The 23,157-nt window shown below is 58.2% G+C and carries 20 protein-coding genes; 9 read left to right on the top strand and 11 right to left on the bottom strand.

All coding sequences use genetic code 11. The features are described 5' to 3' along the window. Positions 1-17 precede the first annotated feature (17 nt). The 5 genes from HY282_05090 (at position 18) to HY282_05070 (ending at position 4,741) form a co-directional block, all read left to right on the top strand. Entirely contained in the window at positions 18-398 is a 381-nt protein-coding gene (locus tag HY282_05090; protein MBI3803120.1) for a YciI family protein, read from the top strand. A 63-nt stretch (positions 399-461) separates the two neighbouring features. Beyond that, positions 462-842 (top strand): VOC family protein, encoded by a 381-nt coding sequence (locus HY282_05085; protein MBI3803119.1) that lies wholly within the window; start codon positions 462-464, stop codon positions 840-842. A 254-nt stretch (positions 843-1,096) separates the two neighbouring features. Further along, positions 1,097-1,453 carry a YciI family protein gene (locus HY282_05080; GenBank protein MBI3803118.1) on the top strand — a complete coding sequence of 119 codons (357 nt, stop codon included), beginning with the start codon at positions 1,097-1,099 and terminating at the stop codon, positions 1,451-1,453. Positions 1,454-1,478: 25 nt separating this feature from the next. Then, positions 1,479-2,738, top strand: coding sequence for an RNA polymerase sigma factor (locus tag HY282_05075; GenBank protein MBI3803117.1), 1,260 nt, complete (start codon positions 1,479-1,481; stop codon positions 2,736-2,738). Between the two features lie 185 nt (positions 2,739-2,923). After that, a complete protein-coding gene (locus HY282_05070) occupies positions 2,924-4,741 on the top strand; it encodes a PKD domain-containing protein (protein ID MBI3803116.1) in 1,818 nt (605 codons plus the stop codon). Positions 4,742-4,848: 107 nt separating this feature from the next. Here HY282_05070 and HY282_05065 read toward each other — a convergent pair whose 3' ends face one another. From HY282_05065 to HY282_05050, 4 genes are all read right to left on the bottom strand, one after another. Next, the gene (locus HY282_05065; protein MBI3803115.1) at positions 4,849-5,457 is read right to left on the bottom strand and encodes a hypothetical protein; all 609 of its coding nucleotides are present in this window, start codon (positions 5,455-5,457) and stop codon (positions 4,849-4,851) included. Positions 5,458-5,516: 59 nt separating this feature from the next. Next, on the bottom strand, positions 5,517-5,777 hold the full coding sequence (locus tag HY282_05060; GenBank protein MBI3803114.1) for a hypothetical protein: 261 nt from the start codon (positions 5,775-5,777) through the stop codon (positions 5,517-5,519). Positions 5,778-6,287: 510 nt separating this feature from the next. After that, positions 6,288-6,551 carry a DUF4242 domain-containing protein gene (locus tag HY282_05055; protein MBI3803113.1) on the bottom strand — a complete coding sequence of 88 codons (264 nt, stop codon included), beginning with the start codon at positions 6,549-6,551 and terminating at the stop codon, positions 6,288-6,290. 17 nt (positions 6,552-6,568) lie between these two features. Next, positions 6,569-10,342: a tetratricopeptide repeat protein gene (locus tag HY282_05050; protein ID MBI3803112.1), complete on the bottom strand. Its 3,774-nt coding sequence runs from the start codon at positions 10,340-10,342 to the stop codon at positions 6,569-6,571. 206 nt (positions 10,343-10,548) lie between these two features. Here HY282_05050 and HY282_05045 point away from each other — a divergent pair, with 206 nt between their 5' ends. Next, positions 10,549-10,884, top strand: a complete 336-nt coding sequence (locus tag HY282_05045; GenBank protein ID MBI3803111.1) for a hypothetical protein — start codon at positions 10,549-10,551, stop codon at positions 10,882-10,884. A gap of 402 nt (positions 10,885-11,286) precedes the next feature. Beyond that, a complete protein-coding gene (locus tag HY282_05040; GenBank protein MBI3803110.1) occupies positions 11,287-11,670 on the top strand; it encodes a response regulator in 384 nt (127 codons plus the stop codon). Positions 11,671-11,690: 20 nt separating this feature from the next. Here HY282_05040 and HY282_05035 read toward each other — a convergent pair whose 3' ends face one another. Both HY282_05035 and HY282_05030 read right to left on the bottom strand, forming a co-directional pair. Further along, positions 11,691-12,551, bottom strand: coding sequence for a response regulator (locus tag HY282_05035; protein MBI3803109.1), 861 nt, complete (start codon positions 12,549-12,551; stop codon positions 11,691-11,693). A gap of 508 nt (positions 12,552-13,059) precedes the next feature. Then, positions 13,060-13,341 carry an HPP family protein gene (locus HY282_05030; GenBank protein MBI3803108.1) on the bottom strand — a complete coding sequence of 94 codons (282 nt, stop codon included), beginning with the start codon at positions 13,339-13,341 and terminating at the stop codon, positions 13,060-13,062. On the opposite strand from HY282_05030, the gene HY282_05025 reads away from it, so the two are divergent. Further along, positions 13,340-13,636, top strand: a complete 297-nt coding sequence (locus HY282_05025; GenBank protein MBI3803107.1) for a hypothetical protein — start codon at positions 13,340-13,342, stop codon at positions 13,634-13,636. The two genes, HY282_05030 and HY282_05025, sit on opposite strands and share 2 nt — an antisense overlap. A 21-nt stretch (positions 13,637-13,657) precedes the next feature. On the opposite strand, the gene HY282_05020 is transcribed toward HY282_05025, so the two are convergent. Together HY282_05020 and HY282_05015 are read right to left on the bottom strand one after the other, a co-directional pair. Then, positions 13,658-16,525: a nitrate reductase gene (locus HY282_05020; GenBank protein MBI3803106.1), complete on the bottom strand. Its 2,868-nt coding sequence runs from the start codon at positions 16,523-16,525 to the stop codon at positions 13,658-13,660. A gap of 66 nt (positions 16,526-16,591) precedes the next feature. Continuing rightward, a complete protein-coding gene (locus HY282_05015; protein MBI3803105.1) occupies positions 16,592-17,185 on the bottom strand; it encodes a molybdenum cofactor guanylyltransferase in 594 nt (197 codons plus the stop codon). 192 nt (positions 17,186-17,377) lie between these two features. Here HY282_05015 and HY282_05010 point away from each other — a divergent pair, with 192 nt between their 5' ends. After that, the gene (locus tag HY282_05010) at positions 17,378-18,061 is read left to right on the top strand and encodes an HAD family hydrolase (GenBank protein ID MBI3803104.1); all 684 of its coding nucleotides are present in this window, start codon (positions 17,378-17,380) and stop codon (positions 18,059-18,061) included. 7 nt (positions 18,062-18,068) lie between these two features. Here HY282_05010 and HY282_05005 read toward each other — a convergent pair whose 3' ends face one another. From HY282_05005 to HY282_04995, 3 genes are read right to left on the bottom strand one after another with little or no spacing between them, the layout of a single operon-like run. Further along, positions 18,069-20,477 (bottom strand): phosphoketolase family protein, encoded by a 2,409-nt coding sequence (locus HY282_05005; GenBank protein ID MBI3803103.1) that lies wholly within the window; start codon positions 20,475-20,477, stop codon positions 18,069-18,071. 48 nt (positions 20,478-20,525) lie between these two features. Next, a complete protein-coding gene (zwf, locus tag HY282_05000; GenBank protein ID MBI3803102.1) occupies positions 20,526-21,920 on the bottom strand; it encodes a glucose-6-phosphate dehydrogenase in 1,395 nt (464 codons plus the stop codon). A gap of 2 nt (positions 21,921-21,922) precedes the next feature. Then, on the bottom strand, positions 21,923-23,131 hold the full coding sequence (locus HY282_04995) for an acetate/propionate family kinase (GenBank protein MBI3803101.1): 1,209 nt from the start codon (positions 23,129-23,131) through the stop codon (positions 21,923-21,925). Positions 23,132-23,157: the final 26 nt, after the last annotated feature.

The following is a 23,157-nucleotide window of genomic DNA, read 5'->3' as shown; positions in this document are numbered from 1 at the left end:
CGTAACAAGGAGGAACGATGAAATATCTCTGTCTCGCCTACGAAGAAGAGAACAAGCTCAACATCTTGTCGAGGAGCGAGTGGGACCTCCTCCGACGGGAGACGCTGGACTATGTCGAGGCGCTCCGCAACAAAGGCCAGATGATCTCCGCGGAGGCGCTCCAAAGCAGTCAGACCGCCAGCACCGTGCGGGTCCGCAACGGCAAAGTCTCGATCACCGACGGCCCCTTCGCCGAAACCAAGGAGCAGCTCGGCGGCTTTTTCCTGATCGAGGCGCGGGACCTGAACGAGGCGATCCAGGTCGCCTCCCAATGGCCGTCGGCGCGATTGGGAAGTATCGAGGTCCGGCCGATCGAGGAAGCGCTGAAAGAAAACGGCCGCTATCGGGACGCCCAATAAGAACGGCGGCATTCGAGACCCTATTTAGCAAGCGGAGCAATCACTCACAAAGGAGGATCCATCATGAAGAACAAAGTGGTCTTTTTTGAAATTCCCGCTTCGGATATGAGCAAGGCAAAAACATTTTATGAGACGGTCTTCGATTGGAAGGTGGAGGTCTGGGAGGACAAAGGGGCGATGGCGTTTACAACGGCGATCGATGAAGATCAAAATCCGACCGAGCTCGGCGGCATCAACGGCGGTTTCTACAAACGGAAATCCAAAAACGACCAGCCGTCATTCGGCGTGGAGACCGAATCGATCGACCAGACGCTTCAGGCGATCGAGAAAGCCGGCGGGAAGATCGCGACCCCCAAACATGCCATCGGAGAGTGGGGCTTTATGGCCGATTTCACCGATCCGGAAGGAAATGCCATCACCCTTTGGGAAAAAGCAAAGAAATAATTCTCTAAGAAATGATCCGCCGAGAAGGAGATCGAGATGCCAAAATCGCAAAAAATCACCCCATTTTTATGGTTCGCGATCTCAAGAAATTGAATCGGCCGATCGAAGGTGATAAAATCCACCGGGTCACACCGCTTTGAATCCGAATCGTGAACGCGCGGGGAGTCGATCGTGCTCCTGATAAAAAATTAAATGCCAGCGGAGGATGGCGGATTCAAAGTTCCGGTTTGTGACCTTCCATAAGGAGGAGCGCAATGCAATATCTGCTGATGTGTTGCTTCGATGAGGCAAAGTGGGAGAAGATTCCGGAAGCGGAGCGGGACAAGGTCATGAAGGACTACCACACGTTGCTGCAGGATCTGGTGAAGAGCGGCCATCTCCAGGCCGGCGCGAAGCTGCGGCCGAGCGCGACCGCCGTTACAATTCGGAAAAAGAACGGCAAGCCGGCGATCACCGACGGTCCGTTCGCGGAGACCAAAGAGCAGCTCGGCGGCTATCACTTGATCGAGTGTCAAGATCTCGACGAAGCGGTCGGGATCGCGAACCGCATCCCGACCCTCCCTCTCGGCGGCTCGGTTGAGGTCCGCGCGATCGATTTTCAAGAAATATGATGACCGAACACCGGATCGTTTACGGATGAGCGAAGGTGCAGCCGATGATATACGCGGCACGGTAGACGATATCTACCGCTCCGACTCGCGTCGCGTCCTCGCCACCCTCATTCGGCTGCTCGGCGACTTCGAGCTGGCCGAAGAGGCGATGCACGACGCCTTCATCGCGGCGGTCGAGCAGTGGCAGCGGGAGGGGGTGCCGAAGAATCCGGCGGCGTGGCTCATTTCGACCGGCCGCTTCAAAGCGATTGATGCGATGCGCCGCCGCGCCCGCTTCGATGCATCGCTCGGTGAGATCGCAAACCGACTCGCCGCTGCAGCGAACGACACCTCGGGATGGAATGAGGAGGCGGTGGAGGACGACCGGCTTCGTCTGGTCTTCACCTGTTGCCACCCCGCCCTCGCCTCGGATGCCCAGGTGGCGCTCACCTTGCGGGAGGTCTGCGGCCTGACCACGGAGGAGATCGCCCGCGCCTTCCTCACCACCCCCCCCACCGTCGCCCAGCGGATCGTCCGTGCCAAGCGGAAAATTCACGACGCCCACATCCCCTATCAGGTGCCGTCGCAGCGCGAGCTGCCGGACCGGCTCGACGCCGTCCTCCGGGTGATCTATCTGGTTTTTAATGAAGGCTACTCGGCCTCCTCCGGCGCCTCGCTGACCCGGCACGACCTCTCGGGAGAGGCGATCCGACTGGGAAGACTCCTCGTCGCCCTGCTGCCGGAGCCCGAGGCGATCGGCCTGCTGGCGCTGATGCTGCTGCAGGAATCGCGGCGCGCGGCCCGGACCTCCCGAGAAGGGGACCTGATCCTGTTAGATAAACAAGACCGCTCGCTCTGGAATCGGGATCAGATCGCCGAGGGGATTCGCTTGGTAGAGCAGGCCCTGTCGTCGCGCCGGTTCGGTCCTTACTCTCTCCAAGCGGCGATCGCGGCGGTCCATGCCGAGGCACCGAGCACTGCGGCGACCGACTGGGCGCAAATCGTCGGACTCTATGAAGTGCTGATGCGGGTGGAGCCGTCGCCGGTGATCGCGCTGAACCGCGCCGTCGCGGTGGCGATGCGCGACGGCCCCGCAGCCGGTCTCGCCCTGGTCGACGCCCTGTTGGCAGAGGGCGATCTGCGCGATTACCACCTGGCGCACTCGGCGCGGGCCGATCTCTGCCGACGGCTGGGGAGGACGGAAGAAGCCCGGGCGTCCTATCAAAGGGCGCTCGGTCTCACGCAGCAGGGGGCGGAGCGGCGGTTCCTCGAACGACGACTCAGCGAACTGCCCGCCGAACCATGAACCCGCGCGCGAACGCGTCGGCGGGTTGAGGATTTTTATTGACTTCTTAAAGGGCACCAGGGAATAATTCAGCAATATTACTTGATCTACTGGCCTACCTGCCACTTGAACAGAGTTCTCATCCATTCGTCTTTCTCCTGCTCACGGAAGAGCAAACGAAATCAATCTTCTTAAGAGGGGATCTGATGAATCGAATGTTCCTCTGGGCTTTCTCCGTGCTGCTCATCACTCTGCCTGCGTATGCGGCCGAGGATCTCTTTGACAGACCGAACAGTCCGAGCCTCGGTTCAAACTGGAGCGAATACCTTCCTAATTTTGAACTTTTTGATCATCAAATTCGAAATAAGAATAAGAAGGATCAAGAGGCCTATTTCACTTCGTCCCTCGGTATCGACCAGCAGGTGGCGGTCGATTGCAAAGTGACCGCGGCCGGCAATGAGTGCGGGCTCATGGCGCGTTGGTTTGACGCAAATAACTTTTATTATCTTCAATTAAATCCCGCCTTGGGAAGCATTGCACTGTTTAAAAAGAGCAATGGCGTTTATACACGCTTGGGAATGGCCGGCCGGATATTAACGTACAACACCTTCTACCGCCTGCTCCTTGTGGTAAAGGGGACGGCGATCTCCGCCTATTTTGACGGAGAGGGGACCCCTGCAATTACGGCGGTCGATCGCACGCTGAGTACAGGCAGCTTTAGCGGGATTCGCTCCCATACGAACGCGTCTAAAACCACCTACTTTGATAATTTCAAAGCCTCCCCTGCTTCGTCCCCGAACCGGCCTCCCTCGGCTCGCATCACTGCCGATCCTCCATCGGGAATGGCCCCTTTCATCGCCCATCTTGACGGATCTGCTTCTTCCGATCCCGATGGCACGCTGACTTCTTATCGCTGGAATTTAGGGGACGGGACCACCGCAAGCGGTGCCATTATTGATCATATTTATCCTGTTGCCGGAACCTTTACGGTCACGCTCAGCGTCACCGATAACCAGGGCGCCATCGGGACCTCTCAAATGAAGCTGTCTGTAACGGCCGCCGAACCGTGGACTGCGGCTCCCATCGTCGACGGAATTCACCGTTACTCCCATCCGAAACCGTTTCAGCTCGACAATGGCGACCTCCTTCTGGGATTCACTACGAATGAAGATTCCGCCGAATTTGATTACAAGTTGGTTCGATCTATAGCGGGAGCAGCGAACTTTCCGGCGGCAACCCAGGTCACGGTGGCCCAAGAGTCGGGAATCGATATTTATGAAGGAGCCTTCACACAGCTCACCGATCCGAATCGGACACTCCTGATCGTCTATGGTGCAGGCGCGAATGTCCGGACAAAGAAATCCGTTGATCGCGGAAAAACCTGGGGCCCTCCGACAACCATTGCAACCCAGACCGGGAACGATCCCCATCCGGATCTAAAGCGGCTGTCGACGGGAGACCTCTATCTGACCTATAGCAATAACGGAAATATCGTCGGGCGCCGAAGCATCGACGGCGGCAATACCTGGAGCGGCGAGATGATCCTGTCGAATCAACCCGACATCCTGAGAGATCCGTCGATCGCCGAGACCATTACCGGTGATCTGCTGGTCTCCTTCATGAATACCGGAAATTTTAGCGGTGTGCAGATGGTCCGATCCATCGACAAAGGATCGACCTGGAGTGCAGCAACAGACATTCGAGGAAATGTCGGCGCTCCGAGCGTGAACGACGCGAACCTCCTACGGCTCGAGAACGGCCATCTTGTTCTCTCCTATTCGGTCGGCTCCAATACAAGCGCCCCTCCACCTGCGCTTGGAACCAGAAGCCTCTATATCAGACTTTCGTATGATAACGGATATACATGGCAAAATGAGACGCTGATTTTCCAGAGCGGGGATCCGCACCGTGCGAACTTCACGCAACTGGCCGACGGGTCCGTTCTGGGATCGTGTGCAACGATTGAAGGTGATTCGAATTATCATATTTCAAAACTAATCCCCCCCTCTATCTTCTTCCCTTAAAGGGTCCCTCCAGAGCGCTCCTAAACGACTTGGCCCGCCGCCCTCGCGCTTCATAACGCGGTGAGCGGCGGGCCCATGCTTTGAAGAAATTTGAAGAAAGAAGCGGCTTATTGAATTCCCTTCGGATTCTGATAAACCATCAAGTGCGCATACGGCGTTCCCTCAAACATCACATAGGTCCCCAATGCGTTGGTCGGAAGCTGAGGGAGACCGGTCGTTTTCTGATCGAACGGCCAGAGGAACATCCAGTGGGGCGGCTCTTGAACTTTCTTGACGCCGTGGCCGTCTTGCATCACAACCTTTCCCTCTTTCTCAAAATGCCATCCCCCGCTCGCCATGTAGGAGATCCCGGGGAGGGTGTTCGTCGGCTTGGGGGCGCCGCTCAGCATATCGTTGAACCACTGGGTGCCGGCCGGATCGTTGCAGATCGGATCGGGGGTCGGCAGCCCGCTGATGTCCGGAATGCAGGTAAAACCGTTCGTCCCCTTTTTGGCCTCGACCAACTTTCCCTCTTCACCGTAGACCATTACGCTCGCTCCCTGCGCAATCGGCGCCGGCGCCGCGCTGAGCGCAACCTTCATTTGCTCCTCCTTCGACGCCGCTCGGATTCCTCCTGTTGCCGGCGCTACCATTTTGTGCCCTTCGTCAGCCATTCCCAACGTGGTCAAGCCGAGTATCAGAACCGTGATGGACGCAAACATGATTTTCTTTTTCATTTCATCCTCCATTATTTTGTAGATCCGCCCGGCGTTCAACCAGGACCGATCCGATTTGTTTATCCTTCAATGAATTTCCCCGTGGCGCGATCCCACTCGTAATCGACCCGATAGAGATCATTCGGCTGCTTCTCTTTCAGAAAGCGCTCGATCGCCATTTCATTCGGCGCCTCGAAGACACAGCACATCTTCCCGCTTCCGGAGAAGAAATGGGCATACTGACGGATTCCATTGCCCAGATCGGCCCGCTCCGGAAGGCGCTTGATGGTTTGCTGAACCGCGTCGGGCGTAGCGGCCCAGGTTGCGACAAACTTCGGCATGATTCTCACCCCCTTTCTGTGGTCGAACAGACATTTTAGAGTTCTCTGTTCGATGGGGTGACTTTAACAAAGGGAGGTTGCGGAAATGTTGCGGTCGCCGGATTGGAAGCAAAAATCGCTGTCTGTAAATGTCCTACCGGAGAGGTTCGTCGAAAAGAGAAAGATGCAATAGCTGGGGTATTTGATCATCTGAAGAAGAAACGCCGTGCGCGCTTGGAGTAAATGAAAAGGAACTTTCAGGGAAATCAGCGTCCCTATCGAACTGAGGCGCTGATTATGGACGGACGGACAGCCAGCCGTTCAATGGGTCGCATGTATTGAGGGAGGAAGGCTTCAAGGTGCCGGAGGAAGTAAATTCCCGCCAGACGGAACAGAGATAAAATGGGAGGCAACACTTAAAAATTTAAGCCAAGGAATCATCGATGAATCCGTGCCTTCCTTCAAATCATAGAAGGCCGACGCTTAACACTTACACCCGCCGCAAGACAAGACCGGCCGACCCGCCCGTCATCAGCGGAACATCGCCGGCTGCAGCTCGGTGACCATCCGGACCGAGTCGGCGGGGATCTTCGCCAGCCGCGCATGCTCATAAATCATATCGATATGAGGCGCTTCGTATTCGCAATACATTTTGCCTTCGGCGTCGGCATAGTAGGTGCGAATCCATTTCACCTGCGGAAGCTGGGTCAGTGCGGCCTGCGCCCGCCCGAACGCTTCGGTCACTTGCGCCTCGGTCAGCTTTCCGACGGTTCTTTCAATAATAAATTTCGGCATAATACCCCCCTCTCTGTTTAAGCTTTCGATTTAAGTGCCGCGATCTCTTCGAGAAGCGCCCGGTCGCCCGACGTTTCGGCCAACGATTGGGCTCTGTCCAAATGGAGCCGTCCTTCCGATTTCTTCTTTCCCCGAAGGAGGACCTTTCCGAGGCGAAAGTGGGCCCAGGGATCTTCCTGCGCCGCTCCGAAATCGGAGCGAGAACCGGAGCGGAGCGCCAGCGCCGCCCGGGCGGCCGCTTCGGCCTCCGGAAGTTTCCCCAGCGAAAGATAGGTTTCGCAGAGGCTCGATGCAATATATCCTTCCGCAGCACGATCTGCAAGCGATTGGGCGACGAGCTGCGCTTGCAGGGTGCATTCGAGCGACTTTTGAAATCGGCCGGTCTCCCGGTAGACGACGCCGAGCTGGGCGAGTGTCGCCCCGATCATGGCACGGTCCCCTTTCTCTCGGGCCGACTCCAGCGCTTCAAGGTAGAACGGAATCGCCTCTTCCGATCGGCCACAGCTCCAGGCGGCATAGCCGATCCGGTTTAGAAGCGGGGCAATCGCCTCCGACGGCCCTTCTTTTCGGTAATGAGAGAGGGCGCTCCGGTAATAGTGGAGCGCTTTTTCCCCTTGTTGGAAGGCCTCCATCATTAATTCGCCGAGACGCCGGCAGACCTCGGCCCAGGCCGGCAGCTCCCCCGACTCCAAAAGGAGGGCGGCGGCGTCTGTAAAGCAGGCGGCCGCCTGATCGGCACTCCCCTCCTCTTTATAAACAATCCCCATTCCGCGCAGAGAGTGTCCGATGCAGCCGGGGTTCCCCCCCGTTTTTTTTATCGCTTCAATAGACGAGCGGTATGCCTCGAGCGCACGATCGCGCTTCCCCATCGTAAACCAGAGCGAGGCGGCATTCATCAGATAGTGCCACTCGCCAAAGTGATGCCCCACCTCATGGGCCGACTCAATCGCCTGCAGCGTGCTGGAGAGGGCATCGTCTAAATTGCCGGTCAGTCGGGCGATCCTCGAAAAAATATTCAGCGTGCGGGATTGGTGTCCGCCCACCTTTTCGAACGCACTTCGCGCCTTCCGATAATATTCCAGCCCTTTCTCAAAATCTCCCATGCTGGTATAAACCTGCCCCAGGTTGTGTAGATCACCGGCGACACCGCTGACGTTTTCCGTCTCCTCATGGAGTGCAAGCGCCTTTTGATTCGCCACCAGCGCCTTCTCAAATTGATTCGATTGCCAATAGATATACCCGAGCTCGCGATACCCCCTCGCCATTCCCCCTCTGTCCTTTTCGGTTTCATACAGCGCCAACGCCTGTTTTGCAAGATCGGACGCTTCGGACCATCCTCGGCTCGCTTCATGAAGACCGCAGAGGGCCAGATAGGCTGAGGCGAGCTCCACCGGATCGGAGAGGCTCCTCGCTAACCGCACCCGCTCGGCCACGACCTTCTCTCTTTTCTTAAGATCCCCTTGCCCGTCTAAAACATGATCTTTAATTTGCAAAAGTCTGAGCTTCTCCCGCAGGAGGTCCGACGGGATCAGAAAACCGGCACCGTGCAACGTTAAGATCTGCTCGGCTTGATCGAGCAAGAGGAGGGCCGAGCCGAAAGCATAGGTGCGCTGCGCCCCCTCGGCGGCTTGCATGGTATACGGATAGGCCCGGCTCCAGGCCTCCGCCATGAAAAAATGGTGCGCCAGCGCCTGGAGCGGGCGATCTGCTCCGCCGAGCGTTTCTAAGGTCTCTCCGATTCTTAAATGGAAGTCTTTCTTCCGCCCCGATGTTAACGTTTCATAAATCGTCTGCCGGATATTTTCATGAGCGAATCGATAGATCCCTTTGACCTGAGGCTCCTCTTGAACAAACCCGAGCCTCATCAGCGCGTCTAAAATTTCCGAGGCGCTCCCTTTTTCTCCTTCGAGCACCTTTTCCAAAAAGTGTTGAGAAAACCCTTGGCTTAACGTGGAAATCATTTCCAGGGCAAGCTTCCGGTCGGGCGCAATTCGCTCCAACCGGGAACGGATCACCTGCCGAATCCCGCGAGGGATCTCCCAGTGGTGTGAGGCGACCGACTTCCCCTCTTCCTGGGTGTCGATCCACTTTCCACGGTTATTTACTTTAAAGATCCCTTTTTCAAGAAGTGATTGAAGGAGCTCCACCATAAAGAGCGGGTTTCCCTGCGCCTCTCGGTGAATGCGGAGCGCCAGCTGCTCCATCCCCGGAGGGAGTTGTTCTTTCGGACTCATCTTCCGAAACAAGGTAAGCAGCGACTCGGTCGGAAGCTCGGGGAGGACCAGATTCCGGGAAGAGAGCCGCTGGAGGGCGGTCAGCAACTGAACCAAGAAACGGTTGGAAGCTCCCTCCTCCGCCCGATAGGTCATCAAGATCAGAATCGGCTCGCTCGAAATTTGATGGACAAAATAGTGAAGGAGCTGCAATGTTTCATCGTCGGCCCAATGGAGGTCATCGAACAGGAGAACAAGCGGATGTTGGATCGAGAAATCGATCAGCAAGCGGATGACTGCTTCAAAGAGGCGCTGTTTCTCTTGATCGAGAGGGACTGCCGGCGGGATCGGTCCATCCTTCGGCGCGGCAAGCTCCGGAACGATCTGGGATGCACAGGCAAGCCAAAAGGGAGAGAGGGCCAGAAGCGCATCCCGGCCCGGCCCTTTCAGAATCTGTCGAAAAATTTCGGCGAACGGCTCATACGGCCGTCGCCACTGCGGCGAGTAACATCGCCCTCCCGCGGTCAAGCAGGAGCGGCTTCGGGCATAGAGGAGCATCTCCTCCGCAAGCCGCGTCTTCCCGATCCCCGGTGCTCCGCCGAGCGCGATGATCCCCCCTTTCCGATTCAAAGCCTCTTCGATGTAGGAGGCAATGACCCCGACCTCTTCTTTTCGACCGATAAACGCCATCCTTCCTAAAGAATAAGGAGGCTTTTTGATCGGAAGCGGCGACCGGGGTGTTTTATCGATTCCGGGAACGCGCCGCCGGAGAATTTGCTCATAGAGCCGAGCCGTCTCCTCCGAGGGCTCGACCCCCAGTTCTTCCTTCATCGCCTGACCGCATTGCCGAAAAAGGAGGGCCACCTCATTGAAGTGTCCGCTCAAATAATGACAGAGCATTAACTGCCGATAGGCTTCCTCATGGCATCGGTCCTTTTCGACCATCGCCTGAAAACTCTCAATCGCCGAAGCGTACTGGCCGAGCGAAAGGTGGCATTCCCCCTTTGAAAAGAGGAGGGCCTGTTGAACCGCGCGCCAATGCTGACGGGGCGCAACGGTCCAATCACTCTCCGGCTCGTCGGAGAGAAACTCCCCGCGAAAATAGGACAGGGCGCGTTGATAGTCGGCCCGCGCCTCCTCCCACCGATGGGCCTGCCGGTTCGCCTTTCCCTCTTCGAGCGCGGCGCGGACCGCATCGGTATCCAAGACAGACGCCGAGCCGACCCAGGTATAACCGGCGGCGCCGGTCTCGATATATTTGGAAAGGCGCCCCTGGAGAAGATCGGGCTCCAGAACCTTGCGCAGCTTGCTCACCGTTGCCCGCAGACTCTTGGCTGCGGCCTCGGGCGTCAGGGTCGGCCAGAGGTGATCGATGATCTCTTGAGACGAAAAGGCTTTTCCGGGTGCGGTGAGGAGCAGCTTCAGCAGCGAGGGGGTCTGACGGCGGTCCCACACCTTGGCGGGAACAGACCTTCCATCAAGCAATATCTGAAACGGTCCCAGAAGGTTTATCTGCAGAAGAAGGCCGGGGCCAATGCGCTCTGTTCGGGGTTGCCCCTTTGAAAAAGAGGGTTCCATCTCCACTCCATCGACATTGCAGCATCATAATCCTTCCCCCGATAAAATTTCAATGGCATCGCAAGCCGAGGCCGGGATCTGGACGCGGAGGCAAGAGCCCTCCGGAGGGGAAAGGACCCGCAGGTCCCCTCTGCAATCTCCGAGGAGTCGATCGACATCGTATCCTTTTATGGTATAATCTCTGGAAATCGTTCGGAGGGTAACAGGTGAAATTCACACGGAACATCGAAATGGCGCTTGAGAAGTGGCTCCGACCCGAATGGTGGAACACCCCCCCGACGCATCCACACGACGCATGCCGATTTTATGATTTTGTCGAGGTCGTCTGGAGAGAATCGAGAACGATCGATGAAGCTAGAATCATCCGGGAAGCACGACGTTTGTTTCCGAATCGTTTTCAAAAAGGGAGTGACACCAGCGACCTTCGAGAGAAACTCTCTCAGACAAAAGAGATGCTCAACTGTTTAGAATACCTTGAAAACAAAGGCGTCCTGATCAATCTCACAACCGGTTTACGGCAGATGATCATCCGAAGCGTATAACCCGGTCAACGATACAGTCTCAGAGGTTCCTCCCTGATTCCTTCTTTTCATTTGTATTGATCTCCAGCACCTCTGGCAGGGTCCCCTTTCCTCGATCAAACGCATACCCAAATCAACCTTTCAAACCAAGTGATCCGTTCACGCGCTTGAACGCGGAATCGGGCGGGTCATAATAAACGGGTTGGCTCCTCGGGCTCCAGCCCCGTTAACAAATATTCCGGCCCTCTTGAATCGATATTTTCTTGTTTCCGTCGAGGCGTCGAGATATGATACGCTATTTTAGCTGGGTAGATTCTAGGACAAATGAATTCACCGATCGAACGTTGCCGATTCATTCAGGCGGCGGAACGCCAAGAGAAGAAACGATAAACGATCTTTATCCAACCGGGAGCAGCCATTCATATGGAATCCGAGCAGAAAAAAATGATCTTGGTCGTCGATGATGATCCGTCCATTCGGCACTACTTGGCCGACCTGCTCTCTTCGGAGGGATACGCCGTCTGCTTGGCTTCCGGCGGAGAGGAGGCGCTCGCCCAGATCAAGCAGAAGGTCTCCCCGGATGCCGTTATTTTGGATATTATGATGCCGAGGGTGGATGGCTTCGAGACGCTTCGAAAAATAAGGGAGATCGATAAGACGGTGCCGATTATCGTTCTCTCTGCCATTGGGCAGACCGGCACGATTGTGCAAGCGGTTAAGATGGGGGCATCGGATTATTTGAAAAAGCCGTTTGACGACTGGGAGCTTTCGTTTCTTCTCGGGAGATTATTCGAAAGAACGATCTAGTCCTTTGGGAAAGTCCAATTTCATGGAGACGCTTCACTCTTTTCTACAGGCCTCTCCCCTTCCTGGTTCTGATCATGGATGTCGAGCGCGGAGCCGAGCCAGGCGATGATCTCCCCTGAGGGGTCCCGCTCGGGGGTCGTTTGAATGAGGTGCCAGCGGTAGACCGCTTCTTTGTTTCTCAGCCGACATCGCATGTCGGCCCCCCCTCCGATCCGGATGCTCTCCGTCAATCGATCCAGACATTTTTGAAGATCGTCCGGGTGGATCGCCTTCGTCCACTCCCACCCCACACTCTCTTTAAAGGTGAGCCCCGTATAGGTAAACCACTTTTGATTGATGTAATCAATCGTCCCATCCGGCCGGGCGGTAAAGACGATCAGCGGCATCGCCTCGGCCAAGTTCCGGCGCCGCTCGATCGCCAGATCCAACTCTAGTAAGTTACTCTGCTCCCGCTGCTGCAAGAGATGCGCTTGCTGTGCGATCTGCTCGCTTTTTTTAAACAGATCGACGAAGACGGCCACTTTTGATCGGACGATATCTGGATCAAAAGGGGTGAAGAGATAGTCGACCGCGCCGGCCGAGTACCCCTTGTAGATATGCTGGTGGGCCTTATGAATGGCGCTCATAAAAATAACGGGGGTGTGCTCGGCGTTTTTTAACTCTCTGATCAGTCTTGCGGTGGCAAATCCGTCGAGGCCCGGCATCTGCACATCCATCAGGATGACGGCGAAGTTGTAACTTCTCGCCTGCCTTAACGCTTCCTGTCCGGAACTCGCCCTGATTAAATGATACGAGGGGGATTCCAAGGTGGCTTCCAGAGCGAGCAAATTCTCAGGATGATCGTCGACGATTAAAATATTTATTTTAGGATCATCATTCATTATCCTAATGATAGATAATCGGACCGGGGTTTACAAGCCCCCGCTTCACCTCGATTTTGCCGGAGCTCATTATGGAAGGATATTTGCATTATTATTTGTCTCTGGCCGATCTTCGCGCCTGCACTGGCAAAGACGCCGATGGCGGCCGGATCATCGGCCGCCGCCCCCGTAATCACACCTAACCCCAGCGGCTTGCGCGCCGTCCGAGGGAGAGGTCGATGAATCGTTCTTCTATCCGTTTTGTCCTCATCCGGTTTGTACATCAATCGCCCTCTTCATGAGATCCCTATTTTTCGTCCTCTTCGCAACGGGATCGACCGTTCTGAGAGGACGCACCTATTGGAGACGCCTCTTCCATTGTAGAGAAACGGGATCGGGCAACAAAATCATACGAAGGGATAAGGCGTTCGGAGAGTGAATTGAAGCGGACGGACATCAAAGGGAGGAGACCGAGGGACAGGAAGGTCCGTGCCGCGTCGCCGGCGTCCGGAAGAGCAAACGGCCTGAATCAGCCCTTTCCTCTAAATAAATGGCTTCCGAGACGGAGGCGCCGGAGCCCCTCCCCCACCAGCGCGACGATTAAAACGCCGGAGACAACCACGGTGAGTGTATGCAGGGAGACCTTGAATCCGCCGAGGGCCACCAGCAGGGTCGTTGCTGCGGCGGGGGGATGAGAGGCCCGCAGCAAGAGGACGCCGAGCAACATCAGTCCGGTGGCGAGTACGGCCGCGCCGTACGCGAACCGGCGTAAGCGCTCCTGTCGAGAGGACCGGCGGGGCCGCGCCGGCATGGAGCAGAACCACCGCCACCACGCCGGCCGCCAATCCGACCAGGTGGCCGACCACCGTGTTGTAAAAGCGGGAAGAGGGAAGCTCCGGATATTCCACCTGCAAAAAAGCGGTCGGCCCCAGGCTCGGAAAGAGCCACGGCTGACCCACCGCCAACCCTGCAAGGCCGACGATCAGGGTCAGAACGGCCGCGCCGACCGGGGCCCAGACCAGATCGGGAAGGGCGGCAACCCCCTTTTTCACCGGCGCCCCCTGCCGCCGCTGTTCTCTGATAACCTCTCGGTTTTCATTTTCTAATCACCCTCTCTTTTGATCTTTTTATTTCACCGCGAGCGCTTGGGCGGCGGCCTGCTTGATTCGGGTCAGCAGCCAGGCGATCTGCCGCTCGGTCTCGCCGTCGAGCTTCTTGCAGACCGATTTCAACTCCTCATCATGGAGCGCCCTGGCCGCCTGCAGCAGAACGGTCCAACAGAGATGGACCTCATTGGCGAGCAGCCAGAGGTCATGCAGGTCGCGCAGCAGGCCGATCCCGCCGGTCCGAGGCCCATGAAAGAGCGCTTTCTGAAGATTCTCCGGCGCGCTGCTTTTCTCCTCGCCATACCGCTGTACCAATGGACGGAGCGCCGCGGTGTGTTGATGAGACCAAGCGGCGAGCAGCTTGCATTCAGAATGGACATCGGGCTCGTCGCGATGGTGCTCCGCGACGGTCAACAATGCCTGCGCGAGCTGCCCTTCGCTGCCATGAAGCAGGCCGAGGTAATTGCCGACATGCAGCCCTTGTTCGTCCCGCTTAGACAGGTCGGGCGTCAAGGTCTCCTTGATCTCCTTCGCCGATTCTTTGATCGCCGAGGCCGCTTTGCCGATGATGCCCTCTGGCTTTCCTTCCCCCGGCGGTTCGATTTTCCGAATCTGGACCGCGGCATACTTGAATTGCGGCTGCTTGCTGACCGGGTCCCACTCGGTAAGGGTTAATTCATTGGCGGCGCGCGGTCGGCCCGGCTCGTCCCAATATCCATAATGAAAAGGAATAAAGAGGTGCCCCGGATGAATGCCGGTGATCCGGGCCCGCTCCTGAACCCTTCCTCGGCGGGAGGTCACCTCCAGCCAATCTCCCTCTTGAATCCCCAGCCGCTCGGCATCGGTCGGCGCGATCTCGACGAAGCCGTCGGGCGCCGCATCGTTCAGCGCCTTGGAGCGGCCGGTCTTCGTCCGGGTGTGAAAATGGTAGATGATCCGGCCGGTCGTCAACCAGAAGGGATACGCTTCATCGGGCGCTTCGTGCGGGGGAAGATATTCCGCCGGTTTGATAAACGCCCGCCCATTCGGCTCCTTGGCGCGATACTTCTCCGGTGTCACCGCCCCCCCGGTCAGCAGGTCATGCCCGTAGGTTTCACATTGCTCCGGATCGGTGGCAAATACTCCTCCGGCGTAAAGATGGGTGGCGCCGTCGGGGTGCTCCTCGTTGCAGGGCCACTGAATCCCCGACCCGCCGGTCAGCTTGGCATAGCTGATTCCGGTGTAGTCGCAGGGGCGGCCCCGCGTGCACTCTCTCCAGGCATTGAAAGCCTCTTCGGGTGTCTTCCATTTAATCAGCGGCGCGCCGTCTTTGTCGCGAAAATCCATTCGCCGCGCATAATCGAGGAAAATATCGAGGTCGGCCCGCGCCTCACCCGGCGGCTTGATCGCCCTTTGAGAAAGATGAACGGTCCGATCGACATTGGTAAAGCAGCCGGTCTTCTCCCCCCAGATCGCCGCCGGGAGGACGACATCGGCCAGCGCGGCGGTCTCGGTCATAAAAGCATCCTGAACGACGACGAAGAGCCCCTCTTTCTTTAAGATAGGCCGGACGCGAGACAGGTCGGGCAGGGAAACCGCCGGGTTGGTGGCGCTGATCCAGAGCATTTTAATAGATCCCTGCTCGGCGTATCGGAAGATCTGCATCGCGTGGGTCGGCGGGGTCCAGTGCGGAATGATCCCCCGATCGACGTTCCAAAGACGGGCGAGCTCGTCGATATGCTTCGGGTTGTCCCAATTTCGAAACGCCGGCAGATCGCCGTCGGCGCCGCACTCCCGGGTGTTCTGCGCCGTCGGCTGGCCGTTCATCTGATAGATGCCGCAGCCGGGGCGCCCGATCAATCCTCGGATCAGATGGAGGTTGTTCACCTGGCACGATGCGGCGGTCGCCTGCATCGATTGGTAAAACCCCTGGAGGACGGCCGAGACGAGGGTCGGCGCCGTCCCGAGAATCTCGGCTGCTTCTTGGAGTTTCTTGGCCGGCACGGTGGAAATTTGCTCCACCCGCGCCGGGGTCCAGGCCTGCACCGTCTTCTCGAGGTCGTCAAAGCCGATCGTATGCGCCCCGATGTATCCCGAGTCGATCCATTTATTTTTGATAATCAGATGGAGCAGGCCGTTCATCACCGCCACATTGCTCCCGACCTTCAGCTGCAGATGGACATCGGCCTCTTTGGCGGCGGGAATCGCCCGAGGATCAATGATGACGAATTTAGGGGGATTCGGCCCGCGCCGCCGATCGAGAAGCCGCATGTAGAGGACCGTCTGCTGCTCCGCCATGTTGTGTCCGACATCGAAGATCGCATCGGTTGTATCGAGGTCGGTGTAAGAGCCGGGCTGTCCGTCGGAGCCGAAGCTCTCTTTGAGGGCCGCGGCCGCCGTCGCCGTGCAGAGCCGGGTATTCCCATCCATGTGCGGTGTGCCGAGGCCCGCCTTCCCGATGACGCCGAGGGTATAATACTCTTCCAAAAAGAGCTGTCCGCTCGTGTAAAAACCGATGGCGCCGCTGGTATGCTGATCGCGGATCTCTTTCGAGCGCCGGACGATCAACGCCATCGCCTCCTCCCAGGAGGCTTCTTGCAGGTGGCCCTCTTTTCGAATCAGCGGCCGGGTCAACCGGTCGGCACTGCTGTTCGCCACCCAGCCATGCAATCCTTTCGGGCCAAGCCGGCCGTGGTTCACCCGGTCGGCTCCCCTCCCCCGGACGCCGACAATCTTCCCCCCTTTTACGCCGATGTCCAGCGCACATCCATTGGAGCAGAGGACACAAGCCGACTGCACCCAGCGCTCCGGCGCCTCGACGAGATGCTCATCGACCCGGACCGGCCAGCTTCCACGATACGGCGTCCGAGGACCCCAAACATCTGCAATGCTGTCCCGTGTCTGCTTCATCTTGATCCCTCATCACCCATTTCAAACGGAACCGGTCGTTCGGTCCCGAGGAGAGGCCGAACAAAATCAGCGGCGCTGCCACCCCTCCAGATCCTCAGGGGTGTTGACGTTGAAAAAAGCCCGGCTCAGATCGATTTCAGCGGGAAAGGCCTCTGGGGGGAGATAAGTGGTCCGAACCTCAGAGAGAAAACGGTGGAGCGCCCTTCCACCCCGGGCAGCAAACGGCTCGATCTGCGGCGCGCATCCAACCGCATAAATGGCATGCAGCGGCTGCGGCCGGCCTTGAAATACCGGCGCCAAGACCTCTTCGGGGCCGCTCTGCGCCATCATCCACCGAATCGCATCGGCGGAGAGCCCCGGCATATCGGATGCGACAACGAATCCTTTATCGCTTTTCAGCGATCTCAATCCGGCATCGATCCCGCCGAGCGGTCCGATTCCTCTCAGACGATCGGAGACCGCCTTCACCTCAAAAGGAGCAAAGGCCTCCGACCGATCGGTGACGACCACGATCTCGTCAAAGAGGGAGGAGAGCAGTCGATAGAGCCGATCAAAGATCCTCTCTTCTTGAAGGGGAAGAAAGGCCTTGAACCGGCCGCCGATGCGCCGGCCGAGCCCACCGGCGAGGCAGATTCCCCCTATGGATGGCGCGCTTCTCATGTATCCACCTTCACTTAATCTGGTTAGAATTATTTTATGGGATTTAATTTGGCTGAGTCAAACCGGCTAAACAAGAACCGATCGTTTTTTCCGTTGTTTATGGGGGGTCACTCTTGATACATTCGGCTTAACGCAAGAGATCTCTCTCGGTGCTGCGGAAGACGATGGCGGAAGAGATGATGGAAAGGTGAGATGAGACAGCCGAATCAGGTGGTTTTTCTTTTCGATGTCGACAACACCCTGCTCAACAACGACCGGGTCAATGACGATCTGCTGAACCACCTCGAACGCGCATTCGGGGCGGAGAACCGGGATCGGTACCGTGCGATCTTCGAAGCGCTGCGCGCCGAGCTCGGTTATGCCGATTATCTCGGCGCCTTACAGCGCTATCGGCTCGAAGCGAAGTGTGACCCGCGGCTCCTTCTCGTTTCGTCGTTCCTGGTCGACTACCCCTTTGCGAATCGACTCTACCCCGGCGCGCTCGACGTCCTGGAGCGTCTGCGGGTATGGGGTCCGACGGTCATCCTGTCGGATGGAGATGTCGTCTTCCAGCCGCGGAAAGTGCAGCGCGCGGGGCTTTGGGAGGCGACCGAAGGGCGGGTGCTGATCTACATCCACAAAGAAGAGATGTTGGATGACGTTGAGCGCCGTTTTCCCGCGCATCATTATATTATGGTCGATGATAAGCTACGGATTTTGACGGCAATGAAAAAGATCTGGAAGGAAAAACTGACGACCGTCTGGCCGCGCCAGGGACATTACGCGCTCGACCCGCAAGTGACCGCCGCTTATCCCACGGCGGACATTACGATCGATCAAATTTCCGACCTGATCGACTACGACCTCGCCGCCTTATTGCGCCCCGCTTCACAATAGCCGTCCGCTACACACCGGGCCACTTCCATTTCCGGATCTCCTCCTGGTCGATGCCGTATCCGTTGATGTAATCGAGATTCTGACGAATTTGGTCTTCCAGCCAGGTTTTTACGGAAGCGCCGGAGGCCTGTAATCGGGGAACCCGATTAATCGCGTCGATCGCCAGGCTGAATCGGTCGACCTGGTTTAGGATCATCAGCCCGAGCGGGGTATTGATGCTCCCCTTTTCCTTGTAGCCGTGCACATGCATGTTGTCGTGGTTGGCGCGGCGATAGGCGAGCTTGTGGATGAGCGCGGGATAGCCGTGAAAGGCAAAGATCACCGGCTGATCGGTCGTAAAGAGGGTATCGAAGTCGTCGTCCGATAGCCCATGCGGGTGCTCGGTGTCGGGCTGGAGCCGGAAGAGGTCGACGACGTTCACGAAGCGGATCTTTAGATCGGGGAACTTCTCGCGCAGAAGGGCGGTGGCCGCCAGCGCTTCCGCGGTGACGATATCCCCTGCGCTCGCCATGACGACCTCCGGCTCGCCCCCCTGATCATTGCTCGCCCAGGACCAGACGCCGACCCCCTTTTCGCAATGCTTTACGGCCGCTTCCATGTCGAGATATTGCAGATGGGACTGTTTGTCGGCCACGATCAGATTGATATAATCGACGCTCCTCAAACAGTGATCGGCCGTGCTCAAAAGGCAGTTCGCGTCGGGCGGGAGATAGATCCGGGTGACCGTCGCGCTTTTATTGGTGACGACATCGATAAAGCCGGGGTCCTGGTGGGTAAAGCCGTTGTGGTCCTGCCGCCAGACGGTCGAGGTGACCAAGAAGTTCAACGAAGGGATGGAGGCGCGCCAGGCGACCTCGGTTTTACATTTCTCCAGCCACTTCGCATGCTGATTGACCATCGAGTCGATCACATGGAGAAAGGCTTCATAAGAGGCAAAGAGGGCGTGACGGCCGGTCAAGACATACCCCTCCGCCCACCCTTCGAGGGTATGCTCGCTCAGTATCTCCATCACGCGGCCGTCGGGAGAGAGCTCCCCCCCGTCGGCATCCTCCGGTCTGTAATCCTCCAGCCAGGTTTTCTTGGTGGCTTCATAAACCGCCTCCAGACGGTTGGAGGCCGTTTCGTCCGGCCCGAAGAGCCGGAAGTTATCGGTATTCCGGCGCATCACGTCGCGCAGAAATTGTCCGAGAAGGTAGGTCGGCGCGGCCTCCAGCGCGCCCGGCCGGGAGACCGCTACGGCATAGCTCCGAAAATCGGGAAGCTGAAGCGCTCTTCGCAGCAGCCCGCCGTTCGCATGCGGATTGGCGCTCATTCTCCGATTGCCGGCGGGGGCGAGCGCCTTCAGCTCCGGCACAAGCCTTCCCTTCTCATCGAACAGCGCTTCCGGCCGGTAGCTCCGCATCCAATCCTCCAGGATTTTGAGATGGGCCGAATTCGTCGCGACATCGGCGATCGGGATCTGGTGCGCCCGCCAGGAGCCTTCAAGCTTGTGACCGTCTAATTCTTTGGGAGCGGTCCAGCCTTTCGGGGTCCGGAGGACGATCATCGGCCACCGCGGCCGGGTAGGGGTGCCGCTCCGGCGCGCCTCCGCTTGAATAGAGCGAATTTGACCAATGCACGCTTCGAGCGTCGCCGCCATTTTCTGGTGCATGATCAGAGGATCTTCTCCCGCGACAATGGAAGGGCTCCAGCCGAGCCCGGAAAAGAGTTGATGCAGCTCCTCCGACGAGATCCGCGCCAGGACCGTCGGGTTGGCGATCTTGTAGCCGTTTAAGTGAAGGATCGGCAAGACGGCGCCATCGCGAATCGGATTGAGAAATTTGTTGGAGTGGAGCGATCCCATCAGCGGCCCGGTCTCGGCTTCACCATCCCCGATGACGACCGCGGCGATCAGGTCGGGATTGTCGAAGGCGGCGCCGAACGCGTGCGAGACACTATACCCGAGCTCGCCCCCTTCGTGGATGGACCCGGGCGTCTCGGGGGTACAATGGCTGCCGACCCCGCCCGGAAAAGAAAATTCCTTGAAGAACCGCCGCATCCCTTCCAGATCTTCGCTCTTCTCGGGATAGACTTCGGAGTACCGCCCCTCGAGATACGCATTTGCGAGCACCGCCGGGGCGCCATGTCCGGGGCCGGAGAGATAAATCATGTTCAGGTCGTCTTTCTTGATCAGCCGATTGAGGTGAACCCAGACAAAGCTCTGACCGGGGTCCGATCCCCAATGGCCGACCAGGCGGCGTTTGATATGCTCGGCCTTGAGCGGCTCCCGCAGCAGCGGATTTTCTTGGAGATACAACATCCCGAGGGAGAGATAGTTGCACGCGCGCCAGTAGGCATCGATCCGGTCAAGCGCTTCGCTAGAGAGGGGGGTTTCTCCGAGGGCGGTATCCGACAGGTGCGTGGCCGATTTATTCATGGCAGCTCTCCTCCTGATTTATTTCTACAACAGCGAAAGCAGTTCGTCTTAGACCGGCGGCTTTTCCGCCGACGGCTGGGGGTTGTGCCAGCCGCCATCCCCCGCGATGAGTCGATCGGCCTCCGCCGGCCCCCAGCTGTCCGGCGCGTATTCATGGACCGGCGTCGCGTTCCCCAGGATCGGATCGACCACATTCCACGCCGCCTCCACACTCTCCTCGTCGACAAAGAGCATCCGATCCCCCCGGAGGGCGTCGCCCAGGAGCCGTTCGTACGGCGTCATCTCATCGCCGGGGGCTTGCCGGACGATCAGCTCGATCCCCTCCCCGACCATCGCTTCTCCCGGCAGCTTGGCGCGGGCGCCGAGAGAGATCGACACATCGGGACCGAGGCGGAAGCGAAAATAGTTCGCATGCTCCTGGCTGATTGGATCGAAGACGGCCAGGGGCGGCTGCTTGAGCTCGACCAAGACCTCGGTCGCCGTCACCGCCATCCGCTTCCCGGTCCGGATGTAGAAGGGAACCCCGGCCCATCGCCAGGTGTCGATAGAGAGCTTGATCGCGGCGAAGGTCTCGACCTGGGAATCGGGCGCCACCCCTTTTTCGCTTCGGTAGCCGCGGAATTGGCCGCGGACGACGTCGGTCGGCACGAGCGGACGCATCGCGCGAAAGGCCCGCTTCTTCTCGTCCCGCAACGCGTCTGGATCACGGCCGCTCGGTGCCGCCATCGCCAGCAGCGCGACGATCTCCAAGATATGGTTTTGGACGACATCGCGGATCGCGCCGACCTCCTCATAAAAAAAACCGCGGCCCTGCACGCCGAAGTTCTCCGCCATCGTAATCTGAACACTCCGCACATAGTTGCTGTTCCAGATCGGCTCCAGGAATGAATTGGCAAAACGGAAATAAAGGAGATTCTGGACCGGCTCCTTGCCGAGAAAATGATCGATCCGGAAAACGGACGATTCCGGGAAGGCCTGATGCAGCGTCCGGCTGAGCGCCTGCGCCGAGGCGAGGTCCCGGCCGAACGGCTTCTCTACGACGAGGCGCGCGCCGGTGTCGCATCCCGAGTGGCTCAGCCCTTGGGCGACGGTTGCAAACAGATCGGGCGGGATCGCCAGGTAATAGAGCGGCCGGGACGCGCCGTTCAAAGCCTTTCGCAGCTGACGGAAGGTCTCCGGCGCGTTGTAATCCCCATTGACGAATTGGAGCTTGGACGAAAGGACCTCGAATGCGCGCCGGTCGACTCCGCCGTGCTCCTCGACGCTCTCCCGCGCGCGGGCCCGCAGGGCATCGAGCCCTTCGGTCGATTTGGCGACACCGATAATCGGGATATTGAAATGCCCCCTCCGGATCATCGCCTGAAGGGCCGGGAAGATCTGCTTGTAGGCCAAGTCCCCCGTGGCGCCGAAAAAAACAAATGCATCAGAATCGAGATCTGTCATTTTTATTCCGTCTCCTTTGTTTCTCCCCCGCGAAGCAGGGCATGCGTCTGTCTTGCGATCATCAGCTCTTCGTTGGTCTTCATCACCAAGACCTGCGTCGGACTCCCCTCTTGGGAGATCACCGAAGCGTTCGCCCGATTCCGCGTCGGATCGAGCGCGATCCCCAAAAATCCCATTCCGGCGCAGATCCGCTCTCGAACGGCGGGGGCGTTCTCACCGATCCCTCCGGTAAAGACAAGCGTCTCAACCCCCCCTAAAACGGCGGCCAGCGCGCCCAAGAACTTCTTCGCCTGGTAGCAGAAGAGCGCGACCGCCTCTGCGGCGTGGGGATTTTCCTGCTCGCGATCGAGGAGCTCCTGCATATCTGAATAGGCTCCCGAGATTCCGAGCAGCCCGCTTTTCTGGTTGACCATCTCATCGACCTCAGCCGGCTTCATCCCTTTCTCCTGAAGAAGATAAAGGAGCATTCCCGGATCAAGATCGCCCGAGCGGCTGCTCATGACCAGTCCGCCGGTGGGGGTCATTCCCATCGTGGTATCGACGCTTCTGCCATGATCGACCGCCGCCATGCTCGCGCCATTTCCGAGATGGGCAATAACGAGGCGGCCGTCGGCCGTTTTTCCTCGTTCCCTCCTCAGCGCATCGACGATGTACTCGTAGGAGAGGCCGTGAAAGCCGTAGCGAAGGACCCCCTCTTTCCAAAGCTCCCGCGGCAGGGCCGGGTGCTGCGCGCTCGGAGGCATCTGCCGATGAAAAGCGGTATCAAAACAGGCGACCTGAGGGAGCGTGGGATACGCGATCCCCACCGACCGGATCGCTTTGATCTCGTGGGGAAGGTGATCCGGCGCGAGCGGCCGCAGCGCTTCAAGCACGTCGCAGAGGGACGACGTGATCCGATGGGGCCGATCGTATTGCATTCCGCCATGGACAACCCGGTGTCCGACGGCCTCTAAATCGGGCGCCGGGCCGCCGCTTTTCAACCACTCAAAGAGCCGGTTCAATGCAGCGTCATGATCCGGCATGGAAGGAGATTCGTCAATCAAGGTCTGGCCGGCAGCATCCCGAACGCGAAAGAGCGCGGGGCGATGACCGATCCGCTCGATCCTTCCCGCTTGCAGCAACGTTTCGGAGGAGCCGGTCCGATAAAGGGCGAACTTCAGACTGGATGAGCCGCTGTTGATCGTGAGAATCCGCATTGATTCGCCCGACATCGTTTTACCCCTCTCGCCCGATCCCT

It is taken from the genome of Candidatus Manganitrophaceae bacterium, assembly GCA_016200325.1.
Classification (GTDB): Bacteria; Nitrospirota; Nitrospiria; order SBBL01; family Manganitrophaceae; genus Manganitrophus.
The sequence above is the reverse complement of the archived record's forward strand: the minus strand, read 5'-3'. Positions and strand labels throughout refer to the sequence as shown.